14 protein-coding genes and 1 pseudogene are annotated in these 16,242 nt (G+C 49.8%); 6 read left to right on the plus strand and 9 right to left on the minus strand.

What is annotated here, in order from left to right; all coding sequences use genetic code 11:
* Window positions 1-32: 32 nt before the first annotated feature.
* Window positions 33-920 carry an aldolase gene (locus A31E_RS05135; protein WP_000094553.1) on the minus strand — a complete coding sequence of 296 codons (888 nt, stop codon included), beginning with the start codon at window positions 918-920 and terminating at the stop codon, window positions 33-35.
* A 24-nt stretch (window positions 921-944) separates the two neighbouring features.
* The gene (gene yihU, locus A31E_RS05130; protein WP_016249351.1) at window positions 945-1,823 is read right to left on the minus strand and encodes a sulfolactaldehyde 3-reductase; all 879 of its coding nucleotides are present in this window, start codon (window positions 1,821-1,823) and stop codon (window positions 945-947) included.
* A gap of 172 nt (window positions 1,824-1,995) precedes the next feature.
* Between yihU and A31E_RS05125 the strand changes: the two genes are divergently transcribed.
* Entirely contained in the window at window positions 1,996-2,892 is an 897-nt protein-coding gene (locus tag A31E_RS05125) for a sugar kinase (protein ID WP_001517346.1), read from the plus strand.
* A 39-nt stretch (window positions 2,893-2,931) separates the two neighbouring features.
* A complete protein-coding gene (locus A31E_RS05120) occupies window positions 2,932-3,720 on the plus strand; it encodes a DeoR/GlpR family DNA-binding transcription regulator (RefSeq protein WP_016249352.1) in 789 nt (262 codons plus the stop codon).
* Between the two features lie 107 nt (window positions 3,721-3,827).
* Here the strand turns inward: A31E_RS05120 and A31E_RS05115 are convergent, their stop codons facing one another.
* From A31E_RS05115 to typA, 4 genes are all read right to left on the minus strand, one after another.
* Entirely contained in the window at window positions 3,828-5,093 is a 1,266-nt protein-coding gene (locus tag A31E_RS05115) for an MFS transporter (RefSeq protein WP_016249353.1), read from the minus strand.
* A 102-nt stretch (window positions 5,094-5,195) separates the two neighbouring features.
* Window positions 5,196-6,176: a sugar phosphate isomerase/epimerase family protein gene (locus tag A31E_RS05110; RefSeq protein WP_000256415.1), complete on the minus strand. Its 981-nt coding sequence runs from the start codon at window positions 6,174-6,176 to the stop codon at window positions 5,196-5,198.
* A 7-nt stretch (window positions 6,177-6,183) separates the two neighbouring features.
* Window positions 6,184-6,894: a GntR family transcriptional regulator gene (locus A31E_RS05105; protein ID WP_000918406.1), complete on the minus strand. Its 711-nt coding sequence runs from the start codon at window positions 6,892-6,894 to the stop codon at window positions 6,184-6,186.
* A 216-nt stretch (window positions 6,895-7,110) separates the two neighbouring features.
* The gene (gene typA / locus A31E_RS05100) at window positions 7,111-8,934 is read right to left on the minus strand and encodes a ribosome-dependent GTPase TypA (RefSeq protein WP_000570678.1); all 1,824 of its coding nucleotides are present in this window, start codon (window positions 8,932-8,934) and stop codon (window positions 7,111-7,113) included.
* A gap of 372 nt (window positions 8,935-9,306) precedes the next feature.
* On the opposite strand from typA, the gene glnA reads away from it, so the two are divergent.
* The 4 genes from glnA (at window position 9,307) to A31E_RS05080 (ending at window position 13,582) form a co-directional block, all read left to right on the plus strand.
* Window positions 9,307-10,716: a glutamate--ammonia ligase gene (gene glnA / locus A31E_RS05095; protein WP_001271717.1), complete on the plus strand. Its 1,410-nt coding sequence runs from the start codon at window positions 9,307-9,309 to the stop codon at window positions 10,714-10,716.
* Between the two features lie 173 nt (window positions 10,717-10,889).
* Complete coding sequence (gene glnL, locus A31E_RS05090) at window positions 10,890-11,939, plus strand: nitrogen regulation protein NR(II) (protein ID WP_001517349.1); 1,050 nt, start codon at window positions 10,890-10,892, stop codon at window positions 11,937-11,939.
* An 11-nt stretch (window positions 11,940-11,950) separates the two neighbouring features.
* The gene (gene glnG / locus A31E_RS05085) at window positions 11,951-13,360 is read left to right on the plus strand and encodes a nitrogen regulation protein NR(I) (RefSeq protein WP_001517350.1); all 1,410 of its coding nucleotides are present in this window, start codon (window positions 11,951-11,953) and stop codon (window positions 13,358-13,360) included.
* Window positions 13,361-13,471: 111 nt separating this feature from the next.
* Window positions 13,472-13,582, plus strand: coding sequence for a YshB family small membrane protein (locus A31E_RS05080; RefSeq protein WP_001517351.1), 111 nt, complete (start codon window positions 13,472-13,474; stop codon window positions 13,580-13,582).
* A 155-nt stretch (window positions 13,583-13,737) separates the two neighbouring features.
* Here A31E_RS05080 and hemN read toward each other — a convergent pair whose 3' ends face one another.
* The 3 genes and pseudogenes from hemN to A31E_RS25445 all read right to left on the minus strand — a co-directional run bounded on the left by hemN (window position 13,738) and on the right by A31E_RS25445 (window position 16,155).
* A complete protein-coding gene (gene hemN / locus A31E_RS05075; RefSeq protein WP_016249354.1) occupies window positions 13,738-15,111 on the minus strand; it encodes an oxygen-independent coproporphyrinogen III oxidase in 1,374 nt (457 codons plus the stop codon).
* A 188-nt stretch (window positions 15,112-15,299) separates the two neighbouring features.
* Window positions 15,300-15,809, minus strand: coding sequence for a Der GTPase-activating protein YihI (yihI, locus tag A31E_RS05070; protein WP_001517353.1), 510 nt, complete (start codon window positions 15,807-15,809; stop codon window positions 15,300-15,302).
* 118 nt (window positions 15,810-15,927) lie between these two features.
* Window positions 15,928-16,155 (minus strand): annotated as a pseudogene (locus A31E_RS25445) (hypothetical protein).
* Between the last annotated feature and the right edge of the window lie 87 nt (window positions 16,156-16,242).

Consider the following 16,242-nt stretch of genomic DNA (forward strand, 5'->3'; position numbering starts at 1 on the left):
CATTATTCTCCAGAATCGTTATCCATAGGGAATTAGCGTTGCGCGATACCTTCATCGACAATTTCAGCCAATCGTTGTAAGCGTGGAACGGAGACATCGCGCAGCATAGTTTGTGGATCTTGTGCACCAACAACCGACGCCCAAACCGCTCGTCCTGCCAGGAAGCCAGACGCGCCGCTTTTCATCGCAATACTTACCGCGCGTCCAAAAATATCGGCATCGACGCCAGAAGAAAGAATTACCCACGGCATCTTCATCTGATCGTTAAGTTTCTGGCAGGCGGAAAGTAAGGTTTTTTCATCGCCTTTGCCTCCTAATGGCATCTCGGCTTTGTAAAGATCAGCCTCTGTTCCACCAAGCTCTGCGGCGGCGGCAACAATGGCGCTTTCACGATCAAAGTCCCAACCACGACGAGGTGGACGCACCACAGGCTCAATAATGCTGACCAGCCCGGCACTACGGCAGCGACGAACAAACTTATCGACCATTGCCAGACGTTCCTCTGCAGGTTCATCTTCACGCCAGAGCACAAGTAATTTCATCGCCTTCGCCCCCATTTCACGGGCTTTATGCGGGTCGACGGACATATCTATTTCAACGCTATCAACCGGGATGCCATTACCTGGGATAAAAAGATCGGCAGCGACAATCAGACCGCAAGAATTAGCAACAGCGCCCTGCTCGACAATTTGATCAAGACAAAATTGTTTATCCGCCAGAACGGCAGAAGCATAAGGAGAAAGGATGCGGGTCGCGGCGACTTTAAAATCGGTGAGTACACTGTCGGAGACGGGTTTTGGCTGTCCTGCTGCCGCAAACATCAGACGCATAGCTTCACGCTGATCGACAGCTAACATGGCAAATCCACCACCTGGGCGGGAGATATCTTTCAGCGTAAATGGGGTGAAGTGGGATGACATAGAAACTCCTGTTAATAGATAAAATTAAAGACCAGCCTGCTGACGAACCTGATTTAGCAGGGCGCTCCAGTCCTGCCGCCCTTTACCGTCTTGACTTGCTGCGGCGTAATAACTTTCTGCTGCAATCCCCATATTGAGCGGCGCCCCCGTCTCCTGAGCGACATCAACAGCAATACGCAGATCTTTCAACGCCAGATCCACCATGAAGGCGGGAGAAAGATCGCCTTTCAGCACTTTGCCAGGCCAGGTGGTCGTAAAATGCCCTTTCCCTGCTGCCGTACCACTCATCACCTTAATTGCGATATCAAGATTTAATCCCAGTGACTCACATAACACAGCGGCTTCGGAGGACAGCGCATTAAGCGCAATGCTCATATAGTTGTTAATTAGCTTCACGCGGATCCCCATTCCCGGGCCGCCAGCTTCGACCAGCTCATTACCCATGCACATGAGAATCGGGCGTGCGCGCACAATCTGCTCATCAGTGCCACCCGCTAAAATCAGCAATGTGCCATCAATCGCATTCACAGACGTTCTGCCCACGGGGGCGTCCATCATACTGATGCCTTTTTCTTGTAATTCCCGTATTAATGCATCGGTCTGTAAGGGATGAATAGTCGACATATCAATCACTAACGCGTCAGATGAAACAGTTTCACAGACACCTTTTTCCCCCAACAACACCTGCCGAACAATGTCACCATTGGGAAGCATAGTGATGATAAATTCAGCGCCTACTGCCGCTTCCGCTGGGGTTTGTGCCGCAGTGGCCCCCTGCGTGACTAGCGCATCGACAGCCTGTGTATTGACATCAAATACCTGCAATAAATGCCCTTTTTGCAATAGATTGTTAGCCATTGGGCTACCCATCTGCCCCAGCCCGAGAAATGCAATGGTTGCCATGAACGCTCTCCTGTCTGACATTGACAAAATAATGACAATTGAAAATTCGTTTTCGTCTGTTTTTGAGCATATTTGTAATTTATGTTCAAAAACACGACACACATCACTAATTTGATCATTTGTGTCATTTAAATTGACCAAAGACGACAAAATTAAACAGGACAAGACAAATATGACCAGAATTGCATGTGTAGGTATCACTGTTCAGGACAGGATTTATTCTTTGCCCTGTCTGCCAGAGGGCGGCGGGAAATATCAGGCAAATCATTATCTTGAGATTGGTGGTGGCCCGGCGGCAACAGCCGCTGTCGCAATAGCAAAACTCGGCGTGGAGGTTGATTTCATCGGTCGCGTCGGCGATGACAGTTGTGGAAATACCTTACTTGCAGAACTTGAGAGTTGGGGCGTCAATACGGCATTTTGCCGCCGATATCTTAATGCCCGTTCGTCGCAATCAGCGATCCTCGTTGATCAGCATGGCGAACGGATTATCGTTAATTATCCAAGCCCCGATCTCGATACTGATGCCGAATGGTTAGAAGCGATCGATTTCTCTCGTTATGATCTGGTTCTGGCCGATGTTCGCTGGCATAGCGGCACTGAAAAAGCATTCTCGCAAGCGCGCCTTGCGGGCGTGACAACGCTTTTAGACGCCGATATGACACCGCAGGATATTTCTCCACTTGTCGCGCTTGCCGACCATGCTGTGTTCTCAACGCCAGGGCTGAAACGTATGACCGGCCTTCAGTCACCTGAAGAAGGCTTGTACCAGGCTGCCACACAAACAGCAGGTAAAGTGTATGTCACGCTGGGTTCTGAAGGTTCGTTGTGGATTGAAGATGATCATTTGTGTCAACAGGAGGCATTTTCTGTCAATGTGGTTGATACCACTGGAGCAGGCGATGTTTTTCACGGCGCACTCGCGGTAGCGTTAGCAGAAAAAATGCCCACAAAAGAGGCTATTCGTTTTGCCAGTGCGGTTGCCGCGATGAAATGTACCCAGGCTGGCGGTCGGGCTGGCATTCCTAATCGTGAGCAAACCGAATCATTTTTGTCACTTTATGCGTAAAATGGTAAACATCTACCGAGGAGGGGCAAGGGAGTATTCATGAGTATCATCGAAGTGACAGGTAATCCACGCCATGACCAACTCGTTCATCTAATCGCAGAACGCGGTTATATGAATATTGAAGAACTGGCACAACTGCTGGATGTTTCAACGCAAACCGTGCGCCGGGATATCCGAAAACTAAGCGAGCAGGGGTTGATCACCCGTCATCATGGAGGGGCTGGGCGCGTCTCCAGCGTCATGAATACCGCTTTTGAGCAACGGGAACTTTCGCTCACCGCCGAGAAACGGGCGATCGCTGAGGCGGTCGCTGATTACCTTCCCGAACGCTGTACCGTCTTTATCACCATCGGTACTACGGTCGAAGCCGTTGCCAGGGCATTACTCAACCGCCGTGATTTACGCATTATCACTAACAGCCTACGTGTAGCACAGATTCTTTATAAGAATCAGGATATTGAGGTGATGGTGCCGGGAGGCACTTTACGCGCCCATAACGGCGGGATCATCGGCCCCGGAGCTGTGGATTTTATTGAAGGTTTCCGCGCAGACTATTTAATCACCAGTATTGGTGCCATTGAGCATGATGGCACCCTGCTGGAATTTGATGTCAATGAAGCGTTAGTCGCGAGAACGATGATTAAACATGCGCGGAATACATTGCTAGTGGCAGATCATACTAAGTTTGCCGCGTCTGCTGCCGTTTCAATTGGCAATGCACGAAATGTCAGAGCATTTTTTACTGATGCTCCACCGCCCAATTCTTTCTGCCAGTTATTAAGCGAAGAGAATGTCGAACTGGTGGTTGCCGAGCAAGAAGTATTCTGAAATTGAAATTTCGAAAAATCCGCTGGAGATTTCAGCGGATTTTGTTTTGCCGGATGCGATGGTTGATACGGTTTTCATTGGCCGGATTAAACACATCCGGCCATTAATTAAGCTTCAGTCGCCAGCATCTCTTTCTTACATTGGCTAATACGCTTAACCAGCATTACGGAAACCACCGCACCACAGAATGCGAAGCAGGCCATAATGCCAAACACGATTTTGTAGCCAATAATCCCCGGATTTAAATCCAGAATGTAGCCATACAGACTGAAGCAGAACATCGCCGGGGCGTAACCAATAAAGCTACCCAACGCCATCGCCGCGCCTGTTTTATTTTCAGCAATTTTTGCTTCGCCGATAGGTGCAAAAAATACGGCTCGCTGTGTAAAGACTATCGCACCAAAGCCCAGCGTACATGCCATCCCTAAATATACCGGCATACTTTCGTGCGGCAGCATAATCAACATTATGAGTGCCGCGGTGCTGATGATAAAGGTGTAGCACAGATATTTACTCGGTGATTTCAGGATCTTATCTGAAATCATGCCGCCAATAGGCCCACCGATCATCTTCAGACAATATTGATTTATGATGCCGTAAGCCCCCACCAGCGCAACGGGCAGCAGATAGATGTTTTTCAGGAATGGGATGAAGAACGTCAGGCCACAGTAAACCGCGTAAACGAAGAAGACGTTGAAAGCGATAAGCCAGATTGTTTTGTCTTTCAGCACCGAGCTCATACTGGTATTTTGCGATGCTTCGTCTTCTTTTTTCACCTCAACGGAAGGTGCCTCTTCTTTGTCATTCAGTACAAAGAAAATGATAATGCCCACGGCAATCACAATAAGGGAATAAAACCAGATACCCGCTTTAAAGCCCAATAAGCCACTACCAAACCAGGTAAATACTGCCAGCGCAGAAAATGCCACCACGGTATCGACAATGCCACGTCCTGTTTCGAAGAAACCAAACAACCGGCCTTGTTGTTCGCTATTGCCCAGCCGACTTACCGACTTGAGCAAAACAGGCCAGTTCATCATGTCGCAAGTAACGCCAAATAGCGCCCAGACAAAGAGGATGCCCCAATACCCCGGCATTGTCGTCAAATAAACTCCCAGTAATCCCGTAGCAATGAGTGAGAATGACATGGTGTATCTGCGCGGTAGTTTATCGGCAAAATAAATAGACAGAAAAAAACCCACTGTCGTGACAAATGAGTTTACTGACATGGCATTACCAATTTGGCCATTGGTCAAATTGAAATACTCCTGCATCGGGATATAAAACGCATCTTTTAACGACGGTAATTTATAAATTGTACCGCCACACAGTGTTAATAGACTAAATAACGCCCATTTCTTTTTTGTGAGCATAACATCCCCTAAGCGATTTTTAAAATCACTGTTTTAAAGGCAATAAGATACCGACCATTCTTATAGAATGGTTTTTATTAACTGCGGATGAGTTAAAACTTATTAGTGGTTCAGAAGATGGCTTGCCTCTTGCTTGATTTGTTGTAGTACGTTACGCACATGATATATCTGATTAATTGCATCTTCTTTTTCTTTACGTAACCGCGCATCCAGCAAATGCTTTTCTGGCAATGGTGTTTCACTCATCTGGCGATATGGGATCCACGGATTATCATCTTCGTCTTCAAAGCGGAACGCCGGAGCATAATAATCAACCTCTTCTTCCAGGCCATATGCCGTCACCTGCGGTTCATCATCACCCAGGCAGATAAGGTGCGTTAATAACTCTTTGAACGGCATATCTCCCTGACCTGAAATACAGGCTTTATGCCCCAGACCACTCTGTTCTTTAACGATCAATGCATCTTTGATATGCACCTGAGTAATATGCGGTGCCATCGTTTTTAAGGCGTCCATGGGATGCTCATTTGCATTGATCATGTTCGCAAAATCAAACAGTAAGGAAAGAGACTCCATCTCACTTTCTTTGACCAACGATACCAGCTCATGGCTTTTCAAATCTTCATGCTGTTCGATCGTAAAGGTCAGGCCGCTGTCCTGATACGCTTCCCGCACATAAGCAATATCGTTAGCGATGATCGATAATACATCGCGCAAATTACCTTCATAACGCGGATAAAAACGCACGGACGATGCCCCGGTTTTCAGTGCGATGGCGACGGCTTCGTCAATAGATGCTTTATCTGAGGCACTGGTTTCAATATGAATATCAAGGTTCAGACGGCGAGCTTTATCGCCAAAGGCAGAGAGTTCTTTATCTGCCATATTACCCAGAGAAAAACGTTCTCCATCCAGAACATGAATTTTGACGCCTCGCAGATTATTTTCACTCGCTATATCAAGTAAATCAGTCGGCAATACTCTTTCCAGCCGCATATTTAAATGAAAAGCATAGGCATGTAAATAAAGAGGAAGAGTATCGACACGTTGTAGAATCTTTCTTGCGTTATTTATTGTCACCATAAAACACCTACAGATTAATGATGAGGTCTACAGCCTCAAATCGCCAATATTCAATATCTATCTGGACAATATTCCCTTGCTGGTCGGCGCGATGTTTTTCAATTAAGATCGCTGGCATACCCGCAGAACCGCCAAGATATTTGCTGATATCGCCAGGCATTCTGACGGGTTTGAAAATCAATTTTTTTACTACCGTCTCTTTTTGGTAGCATTTTTCCCAGACTGAAGAAAATGAATGGTTTTCAAGTTGCTCAATAAAACCAGGGGCAACTTCAGGATTAATATACGTCTCGTGATAGAAAACTTTATGCCCTTCCAGCGCCCCCCAACCGGTAATGCGATAGAGTTCGGTTGACGGCGTTACTGTAATCAGTGGCATGAGCGTCTCGGGAATATCGCTGATACGACTTTTCTCGGTAAATCCCCAGGAAGGTTCCCGCCCTTGTTCAATTGCAGCCCGTTGAAAGCTAGCCGACAGTTCCGGGCTGTAATTAAAACGCGGCTGAGTAACGAACCAACCTTTACGATCCTTACGGAAGATTTTGGATTCTGCCTCGAGGTTCAGCAACGCCTGGCGCAGCGTCATACGTTTAATACCCAGCAACTCTCCCAACTCTCTTTCTGAAGGGAGTTTTCCACCCGGCGTGGTGATGCCATCTTTTAACCACCGATCCAGTTTCTCTTTTGCATTTTCTACGGTGGATTGGTTTCCGGCCATTGTTTAATCCTTTTGGTTTAAACCAGATGAAGCATCTTACGCTTACGCCAAAAAAGAAAGCAATTAACGGCGTGTGACTTTGCAGATAATTGTGACAAAGCTCTCTATTGCTGTAGTCACAGACTTACAAGGGAGATACTCGCACTGGTGAGAACTTACAACAGGCAAAAAAAAACCTGCCATCGCTGGCAGGTTTTTCACGACTAAAAAGAGAAATTAATCTTCTTTCGGACCACGGTTAGCGCGGCGACGATCGTTTTCCGTCAGGTGACGTTTACGAATACGGATAGAGGTCGGAGTGACTTCTACCAGTTCGTCATCATCGATGAACTCCAGTGCTTGTTCCAGAGTCATGCGGATAGGCGGAACCAGAACAACGGCTTCATCAGTACCGGAAGCACGCATGTTGGTCAGTTTCTTACCGGTCAGGCAGTTTACAGTCAGGTCGTTAGAGCGGCTGTGAATACCGATAATCTGACCTTCATAAACTTCTGCACCGTGACCGAGGAACAGCTTACCGCGATCCTGCAGACCGAACAGCGCGAACGCTACCGCTTTACCCTGACCGTTAGAGATCAGTACGCCGTTCTGACGCTGACCCACTTCACCCGGACGCACATCGTCGTAGTGGCTGAAGGTGGAGTACAGCAGACCAGTACCGGAAGTCATGGTCATAAACTCTGAACGGAAGCCAATCAGACCACGGCTTGGGATCACGTAGTCGAGACGTACGCGGCCTTTACCGTCTGGATTCATGTTTTTCAGCTCGCCTTTACGTTCGCCCAGCGCCTGCATTACAGAACCCTGATGCTGTTCTTCAACGTCCAGAGTCACGTTTTCGAACGGCTCTTGTTTACGACCGTCGATTTCACGGAAGATGACTTTCGGACGGGATACCGCCAGTTCGAAACCTTCACGACGCATGTTTTCGATAAGAACAGACAGGTGCAGTTCGCCACGACCAGAAACGCGGAACGCATCGGCGTCTTCGGTTTCTTCTACGCGCAGCGCAACGTTGTGTACCAGTTCTTTGTTCAGACGATCCAGAATCTGACGAGACGTTACGAACTTACCTTCTTTACCGCAGAACGGAGAGGTGTTAACGCAGAAGAACATAGAAACGGTCGGCTCATCAACGGAGAGTGCCGGCAGCGCTTCAACGTTTTGCGTGTCGCAAACGGTGTCAGAAATGTTCAGTTCACCAAGGCCAGTGATTGCCACGATATCGCCAGCTTCCGCCAGATCGGTTTCGATACGTTCCAGACCAAGGTGGCCCAGCACTTTACCAACTTTCGCGTTACGGGTTTTGCCTTCACTATCGATGATAGTAACCTGCTGGTTCGGCTTCACTTTACCGCGCTTGATGCGACCAATGCCGATAACACCAACATAGCTGTTGTAATCAAGCTGAGAAATCTGCATCTGGAACGGACCGTCAAGGTCTACGTCCGGTGCAGGAACGTGGTCGATAATCGCCTGATACAGCGGGGTCATGTCTTCCGCCATATTTTCGTGGTCCAGACCCGCGATACCGTTCAGCGCAGAAGCATAAACGATCGGGAAGTCCAGTTGCTCGTCGGTCGCATCGAGGTTAACGAACAGGTCGAATACCTGATCAACAACCCAGTCAGGACGCGCGCCAGGGCGGTCAACTTTGTTGATTACCACAATCGGCTTCAGGCCGTAAGCAAACGCTTTTTTGGTTACGAAGCGCGTTTGCGGCATTGGGCCGTCAAATGCGTCAACCACCAGCAGCACTGAATCTACCATGGACATTACACGTTCAACTTCACCACCGAAGTCGGCGTGCCCCGGGGTATCAACGATGTTGATACGGTAATCATTCCATTTGATAGCGGTGTTTTTCGCGAGGATGGTAATCCCACGCTCTTTCTCCAAATCGTTGGAGTCCATCACGCGCTCTTGGGTTTCGGCACGAGAGTCGAACGTACCGGATTGTTGGAGCAGCTTATCTACCAGGGTGGTTTTACCATGGTCGACGTGCGCGATGATGGCGATGTTACGCAATTTTTCGATCACAACTTTGCCTCAGGCATTAGAAATAGCGCGTTATTGTACACGGATTAATCGCACTACAAAACAGGATCACAAACATCCTCCGCAAACAAGTATTGCAGAGTCCCTTTGTGATCGCTTTCACGGAGCATAAAAAGGGTTATCCAAAGGTCATTGCACCAACATGGTGCTTAATGTTTCCATTGAAGCACTATATTGGTGCAACATTCGCATCATGGTGCAGCCCTTTTGCACGATGGTAAGCATGATAACGCCTTTTAGGGGCAATTTAAAAGTTGGCACAGATTTCGCTTTATCTTTTTTACGGCGACACGGCCCAATTAATTGCAGATTTCGTTACCACGACGACAATGACCAATCCAGGAGAGTTAAAGTATGTCCGCTGAACACGTACTGACGATGCTGAACGAGCACGAAGTGAAGTTTGTTGATTTGCGCTTCACCGACACCAAAGGTAAAGAACAGCACGTCACTATCCCTGCTCATCAGGTGAATGCTGAATTCTTCGAAGAAGGCAAAATGTTTGACGGCTCCTCGATTGGCGGCTGGAAAGGCATTAACGAATCCGACATGGTGCTGATGCCAGACGCATCCACCGCAGTGATTGACCCGTTCTTCGCGGACTCTACCCTGATTATCCGTTGCGATATCCTCGAACCAGGCACTCTGCAAGGCTATGACCGTGACCCACGCTCTATTGCTAAGCGCGCTGAAGATTACCTGCGTTCCACTGGCATTGCCGACACTGTACTGTTCGGGCCAGAGCCAGAATTCTTCCTGTTTGATGATATTCGTTTCGGCTCTTCTATCTCCGGTTCTCACGTCGCTATCGACGATATCGAAGGCGCATGGAACTCTTCCACCCAATATGAAGGTGGTAACAAAGGTCACCGTCCTGCAGTGAAAGGCGGTTACTTCCCGGTTCCGCCGGTAGACTCTGCTCAGGACATCCGTTCTGAAATGTGTCTGGTAATGGAGCAGATGGGCCTGGTGGTTGAAGCACATCACCACGAAGTGGCAACCGCAGGTCAGAACGAAGTGGCAACCCGCTTCAATACCATGACCAAAAAAGCCGACGAAATTCAGATCTACAAATATGTCGTCCACAACGTGGCGCATCGTTTCGGTAAAACGGCGACCTTTATGCCGAAACCGATGTTCGGTGATAACGGCTCCGGTATGCACTGCCACATGTCACTGTCTAAAAACGGCGTCAACCTGTTCGCGGGCGACAAATACGCTGGTCTGTCTGAGCAGGCGTTGTACTACATTGGCGGTGTAATCAAACACGCGAAAGCGATTAACGCGCTGGCAAACCCGACCACCAACTCTTACAAGCGACTGGTTCCGGGCTACGAAGCACCGGTAATGCTGGCTTACTCTGCGCGTAACCGGTCTGCATCTATCCGTATTCCGGTGGTATCTTCTCCGAAAGCGCGTCGTATCGAAGTGCGTTTCCCGGACCCGGCAGCTAACCCGTACCTGTGCTTTGCTGCCCTGCTGATGGCGGGTCTGGATGGCATCAAGAACAAGATCCACCCGGGCGAAGCAATGGACAAAAACCTGTATGACCTGCCGCCAGAAGAAGCGAAAGAGATCCCGCAGGTTGCAGGCTCTCTGGAAGAAGCACTGAACGAGCTGGATCTGGACCGCGAATTCCTGAAAGCCGGTGGCGTGTTCACTGATGAAGCGATCGATGCGTACATCGCTCTGCGTCGCGAAGAAGATGACCGCGTACGTATGACTCCGCACCCGGTAGAGTTTGAGCTGTACTACAGCGTCTAATAGTTGAAGTAGTCATACCCGGCGCACAAACGCCGGGGTTTTAGTTGCCGTGGAAATTTCAGCCCATCTCTGCATGGGCTTTTTTCTCCGTAACTTCTCTGATGCTTCGCGCTTTTTATCCGTAAAAAGCTATAATGCACTAAAATGGTGCAACCTGTTCAGGAGACTGCTTTATGGCAACAGGCACGCAGCCCGATGCTGGGCAGATCCTCAACTCTCTGATTAACAGTATTTTGTTAATTGACGACAACCTGGCGATCCATTACGCCAACCCCGCCGCGCAACAACTGCTCGCCCAAAGTTCCCGTAAATTGTTTGGTACGCCGTTACCGGAACTGTTGAGCTACTTCTCGCTAAATATCGGTCTGATGCAAGAAAGTCTGGAGGCGGGGCAAGGTTTTACCGATAACGAAGTGACGCTGGTGATTGACGGGCGCTCGCATATTCTTTCTGTGACGGCCCAGCGTATGCCGGACGGCATGATCCTGCTGGAGATGACACCGATGGATAACCAGCGTCGCTTAAGCCAGGAGCAGCTACAGCACGCCCAGCAAGTTGCTGCCCGCGATTTGGTCCGCGGCCTGGCACATGAGATCAAAAATCCACTTGGCGGCTTACGAGGTGCGGCGCAGTTACTCAGCAAAGCGTTGCCCGATCCGTCTCTGCTGGAATATACCAAAGTGATTATCGAGCAGGCGGACAGACTGCGAAATCTGGTCGACCGTCTGTTGGGGCCGCAACTACCAGGCACACACGTCACCGAAAGCATTCACAAAGTGGCAGAGCGCGTGGTGACGCTGGTGTCGATGGAATTACCGAACAATGTACGGTTGATTCGTGATTACGACCCCAGCCTGCCAGAACTGGCGCACGATCCGGATCAGATTGAGCAAGTACTGCTGAATATTGTGCGCAATGCGTTACAAGCGCTGGGGCCGGAGGGCGGTGAAATTATTCTGCGTACCCGCACCGCGTTTCAACTGACCTTGCATGGCGAACGCTATCGGCTGGCAGCACGAATTGATGTGGAAGATAACGGGCCTGGTATTCCGCCCCATTTGCAGGATACGCTGTTTTATCCGATGGTCAGCGGTCGCGAAGGCGGCACCGGGCTTGGTTTATCCATCGCCCGTAACTTGATTGATCAGCATTCAGGCAAAATTGAATTTACCAGTTGGCCGGGTCATACCGAGTTCTCGGTTTACCTGCCTATCAGGAAATAAAGGTGACGTTTATGCAACGAGGGATAGTCTGGGTAGTCGATGACGATAGTTCCATCCGTTGGGTGCTTGAACGTGCGCTCGCTGGAGCGGGTTTAACCTGCACGGCATTTGAGAACGGTGCCGAAGTGCTGGAGGCGCTGGCAAGCAAAACGCCGGATGTACTGCTTTCAGATATCCGTATGCCCGGAATGGACGGGCTGGCGTTGCTCAAGCAAATTAAACAGCGTCATCCGATGCTTCCGGTCATCATTATGACCGCACATTCCGATCTGGATGCCGCCGTTAGCGCCTATCAACAAGGGGCGTTTGATTATCTGCCCAAACCGTTTGATATCGACGAAGCCGTGGCGCTGGTTGAGCGAGCCATCAGCCATTACCAGGAACAGCAGCAACCGCGCAATATTCAGCTTAACGGACCAACAACCGATATTATTGGCGAAGCGCCTGCCATGCAGGATGTGTTCCGTATTATTGGCCGTCTCTCACGTTCTTCTATTAGCGTGTTGATCAATGGCGAATCCGGCACAGGTAAAGAGCTGGTCGCTCATGCCCTGCATCGCCATAGCCCGCGCGCCAAAGCGCCGTTTATCGCGCTGAATATGGCAGCTATCCCGAAAGATTTGATCGAATCAGAACTGTTTGGTCACGAGAAAGGCGCGTTTACCGGTGCCAATACCGTTCGTCAGGGCCGTTTTGAACAGGCCGATGGGGGCACGTTATTCCTTGATGAAATTGGCGATATGCCGCTGGATGTGCAGACACGGTTACTGCGCGTGCTGGCAGACGGTCAGTTTTACCGCGTTGGCGGCTATGCGCCGGTGAAAGTGGATGTGCGTATTATCGCTGCGACTCACCAGAACCTGGAACTGCGTGTGCAGGAAGGCAAGTTCCGTGAGGATCTGTTCCACCGCCTGAACGTTATCCGTGTTCATCTGCCGCCACTGCGCGAGCGTCGGGAGGATATTCCCCGTCTGGCACGTCATTTTCTGCAAGTTGCCGCGCGTGAGCTGGGTGTAGAAGCGAAGTTACTGCACCCGGAGACAGAAGCCGCCCTGACGCGTCTTGCATGGCCGGGGAACGTGCGTCAGCTAGAAAATACCTGCCGCTGGCTAACGGTGATGGCCGCCGGACAGGAAGTGTTGATTCAGGATTTGCCTGGCGAACTGTTTGAATCAACCGTAGCGGAAAGCCCTTCCACAATGCAGCCGGACAGTTGGGCAACGCTGTTAGCGCAATGGGCCGATCGGGCGCTGCGTTCCGGTCATCAAAACTTACTTTCTGAAGCGCAACCTGAGCTGGAGCGGACATTGCTGACCACCGCGTTGCGACATACGCAGGGGCATAAACAAGAAGCGGCGAGACTGCTTGGTTGGGGACGTAACACACTGACACGTAAGTTAAAAGAGTTGGGAATGGAGTGACTCAGGCTTGCTGTGTAAAGATTGATTATTGAGCGCAAATTGCTGTTATTTTGCGCTTTACTGTTCCGATAAGTTCAGTATGATCTTGCCCGGAAAACGGGGAGAGTCATTATGTTAGAATCAATAATTAATCTGCTATCGAGTGGCGCAGTTAGCAGTCACGCGCCGCAAACTGCCGTTGCTGCCGTGCTGTGTGCCGCGATGATTGGGCTGTTTAGCTGAAACTCGTTGTTCATGCCGGATGCGGCGTGAACGCTTTATCCGGCATACAAAAACAGGTTTTGTTGGCCTGATAAGCGTAGCGCATCAGGCAGTTTTGTTCTCAGTCAATTGATGGCGCTTTCGTTTATCACCGTTGTAAACGAAGCGCCATTCAACTAAATCACCCGCGAGAACTGCTGCATTCGCGCTTTCTGGCGCAAATAAGTATCAAAGCACATGCAAATGTTGCGGATCAGCAAACGACCTTTCGCTGTCACCTGAATTCCCTTCTCATCGACATCCACCAGCCCGTCTTTTGCTAATGGGGCGAGCAGCTTGAGGTCTTCCGCAAAATAATCAGCGAAGTTTAAATCCCACTGCTGTTCAACGGGGGCGTAATCCAGACGGAAGTTGCAGATCAGCGACTTAATTACATCACGGCGAATACAGTCATCGCGCGTTAACGCAATACCGCGCCACAGCGCATTGCCTTGCTCATCTACCTGCTGATAGTAACGCTTCAGCTCTTTCTGGTTCTGCGCATAGCAATCGCCAATCATACTGATGGCAGAGACGCCCATTCCCAGCAGATCGGTATCGCCCTGGGTGGTGTAACCCTGGAAGTTGCGATGCAGCACGCCTTCACGCTGGGCCTCCGCCAGCTCATCATCCGGGCGGGCAAAGTGATCCATACCAATGAACTGATAACCCGATTGCGTCAGGAAGGCGATGGTTTCCTGCAGGATATCCAGTTTTTGCTGCGGACTCGGCAGGTCAGCATCTTTGATTTTACGTTGAGCAGCAAAAATGGTCGGCAGATGCGCGTAGTTAAAGACGCTCAGACGATCAGGGTTCAGTTCCGCCACGCGTTTCAGGGTAAAAGCGAAACTCTCCGGCGTCTGTTTCGGCAGGCCGTAAATGAGGTCAATGTTGGTGGAGGTAAAGCCGATCTCACGCGCATGGTTAAGCAGGGCAAAGATGAACTCTTCATCCTGCTCACGGTTGACCAGACGTTGCACTTCTTTGTTGAAGTCCTGCACACCCATGCTCAGGCGGTTAAAGCCTTCGGCACGTAAATGATCGAGGACATCCAGTTCAATTTCACGCGGATCAACTTCGATCGAGATTTCCGCATCAGTATTAAACTGGAAGTTTTCCCGCAACAGATTCATCAGACGGCTAATTTGCTCTTTGTTCAGGTACGTCGGCGTACCGCCACCCCAGTGCAACTGGCTGACTTTACGTCCGGCAAACAGTGGCGCACGATGAACGATTTCTTGCTCCAGCGCGTCCAGGTATTGGTCGGCTTTATGCTGCTGGCGAGTCACAATTTTATTGCAGCCACAGAAATAGCAAAGCTTGTGGCAGAACGGGATATGCACGTAGAGAGATAAGGGACGCTCAGGGTAGCGCGCCACGGCTTGTAAAAACGCCTGTTCACCGAAGTCTTCTGAAAACTCCAGCGCGGTCGGGTACGAGGTGTATCGTGGCCCGGAATAGTTATATTTCTGGATCAGGGCCAGGTCCCAGTCGATTTGCTGTACAGACATGCTCACTCCTTCCGATGGCGTCTCTGGCGGCTACGGCGTACCGGCTGATGTCCGTTTTGGGTCATCAACCGGTTGCGCAGCCACTTTTGTCGCCGCGACAACCGCTGTAGTTTAACGAATAACCACACCAGATAACATATAACCGGAAGGGTTATCAGCAGAACGGGAAGGCCCACAGTGGCAACCCGTTAGTTGCCTCGCAACAGACGCATCATGTCTTCTTGCTTCTCGTCTTCTTCCTCTTCTTCATCGTCGTCATAAGAGAGTCCGAGTTTCTGCATCAGCTCATCAATTCGATCCAGTTTAGCATCAACCCAGGATTGCTCTTCGGCACTCAGGGTTTCGCCCGCTTCCAGACGTTCCAGCAGCGCATCCAGACGCTCATCCGTTTCCAGTAACTCCAACTCCGCCTGCGGTGAAAGCATAGGTTTCTCACTCTTCGGTTTGTGCTGTTTGGTGACTTTTTCAGTCACACCCAATGGAATAGGGGTTTTACTGCCAATGCGTGGATCTTTCGGTGCGTTCTGGCCTTTACTGCCCGATGTAGCGCTACCGCCCGCTGCACGACTGCCTGGCGCATGACCACGACGTTTTTTCTGACGCTTGCGGTCACGAGCTTCCTGATCCAGCTCTTCGCGTGTTTTTCGACGCGCTTTTGCGTGACCTTTGCTGCGTGAGTTTGAAGATGATGGTTTCATAATAGTTCGTCTTTTAGCCGTTTTATTCAGTATAGATTTGCGGCGGAATCTAACAGAAAGCAAGCAAAGAAAAAAGGCGACAGATTACTCTGTCGCCTTTTTTCCTGACTCATAACCCTTAACGGGTCTTACAATCCTTGCAGGCCGCCAACACACCCTGTTTTTCCATTAGCCAGAACATTCCGTGTTGATTCCATTTCCGTTTAATTACGTCTCCGGACGTTTGTCTTCCTGACAATCCTCTGTCTTCGCCTCCTGGCGCTCCTGACCCTCATCCTGAGTCATCTTCCTGTTAGCGTCCTCGCTCTATGGGTGCTACTTTACGCTTCTGCACCAAACAAACAATAAACTATCATCAGTATTTACTCATTTTCAGATTATTGTATAAAACTAATCACCTGATTTCTTTGACCTATTTGACATGCATCGCAGA

This window comes from Escherichia sp. KTE159, assembly GCF_000408805.1.
GTDB classification, from domain to species: Bacteria; Pseudomonadota; Gammaproteobacteria; order Enterobacterales; family Enterobacteriaceae; genus Escherichia; species Escherichia marmotae.

What these genes read in the sequence shown, in the direction of transcription:
- yihU (WP_016249351.1), bottom strand. Translation starts at nt 1,823, where the DNA reads ATGGCAACCATTGCATTTCTCGGGCTGGGGCAGATGGGTAGCCCAATG.
- A31E_RS05080 (WP_001517351.1), top strand. Translation starts at nt 13,472, where the DNA reads ATGTTAGAATCAATAATTAATCTGCTATCGAGTGGCGCAGTTAGCAGT.
- glnA (WP_001271717.1), top strand. Translation starts at nt 9,307, where the DNA reads ATGTCCGCTGAACACGTACTGACGATGCTGAACGAGCACGAAGTGAAG.
- A31E_RS05125 (WP_001517346.1), top strand. Translation starts at nt 1,996, where the DNA reads ATGACCAGAATTGCATGTGTAGGTATCACTGTTCAGGACAGGATTTAT.
- glnG (WP_001517350.1), top strand. Translation starts at nt 11,951, where the DNA reads ATGCAACGAGGGATAGTCTGGGTAGTCGATGACGATAGTTCCATCCGT.
- A31E_RS05115 (WP_016249353.1), bottom strand. Translation starts at nt 5,093, where the DNA reads ATGCTCACAAAAAAGAAATGGGCGTTATTTAGTCTATTAACACTGTGT.
- hemN (WP_016249354.1), bottom strand. Translation starts at nt 15,111, where the DNA reads ATGTCTGTACAGCAAATCGACTGGGACCTGGCCCTGATCCAGAAATAT.
- A31E_RS05135 (WP_000094553.1), bottom strand. Translation starts at nt 920, where the DNA reads ATGTCATCCCACTTCACCCCATTTACGCTGAAAGATATCTCCCGCCCA.
- yihI (WP_001517353.1), bottom strand. Translation starts at nt 15,809, where the DNA reads ATGAAACCATCATCTTCAAACTCACGCAGCAAAGGTCACGCAAAAGCG.
- A31E_RS05110 (WP_000256415.1), bottom strand. Translation starts at nt 6,176, where the DNA reads ATGGTGACAATAAATAACGCAAGAAAGATTCTACAACGTGTCGATACT.
- glnL (WP_001517349.1), top strand. Translation starts at nt 10,890, where the DNA reads ATGGCAACAGGCACGCAGCCCGATGCTGGGCAGATCCTCAACTCTCTG.
- A31E_RS05105 (WP_000918406.1), bottom strand. Translation starts at nt 6,894, where the DNA reads ATGGCCGGAAACCAATCCACCGTAGAAAATGCAAAAGAGAAACTGGAT.
- A31E_RS05120 (WP_016249352.1), top strand. Translation starts at nt 2,932, where the DNA reads ATGAGTATCATCGAAGTGACAGGTAATCCACGCCATGACCAACTCGTT.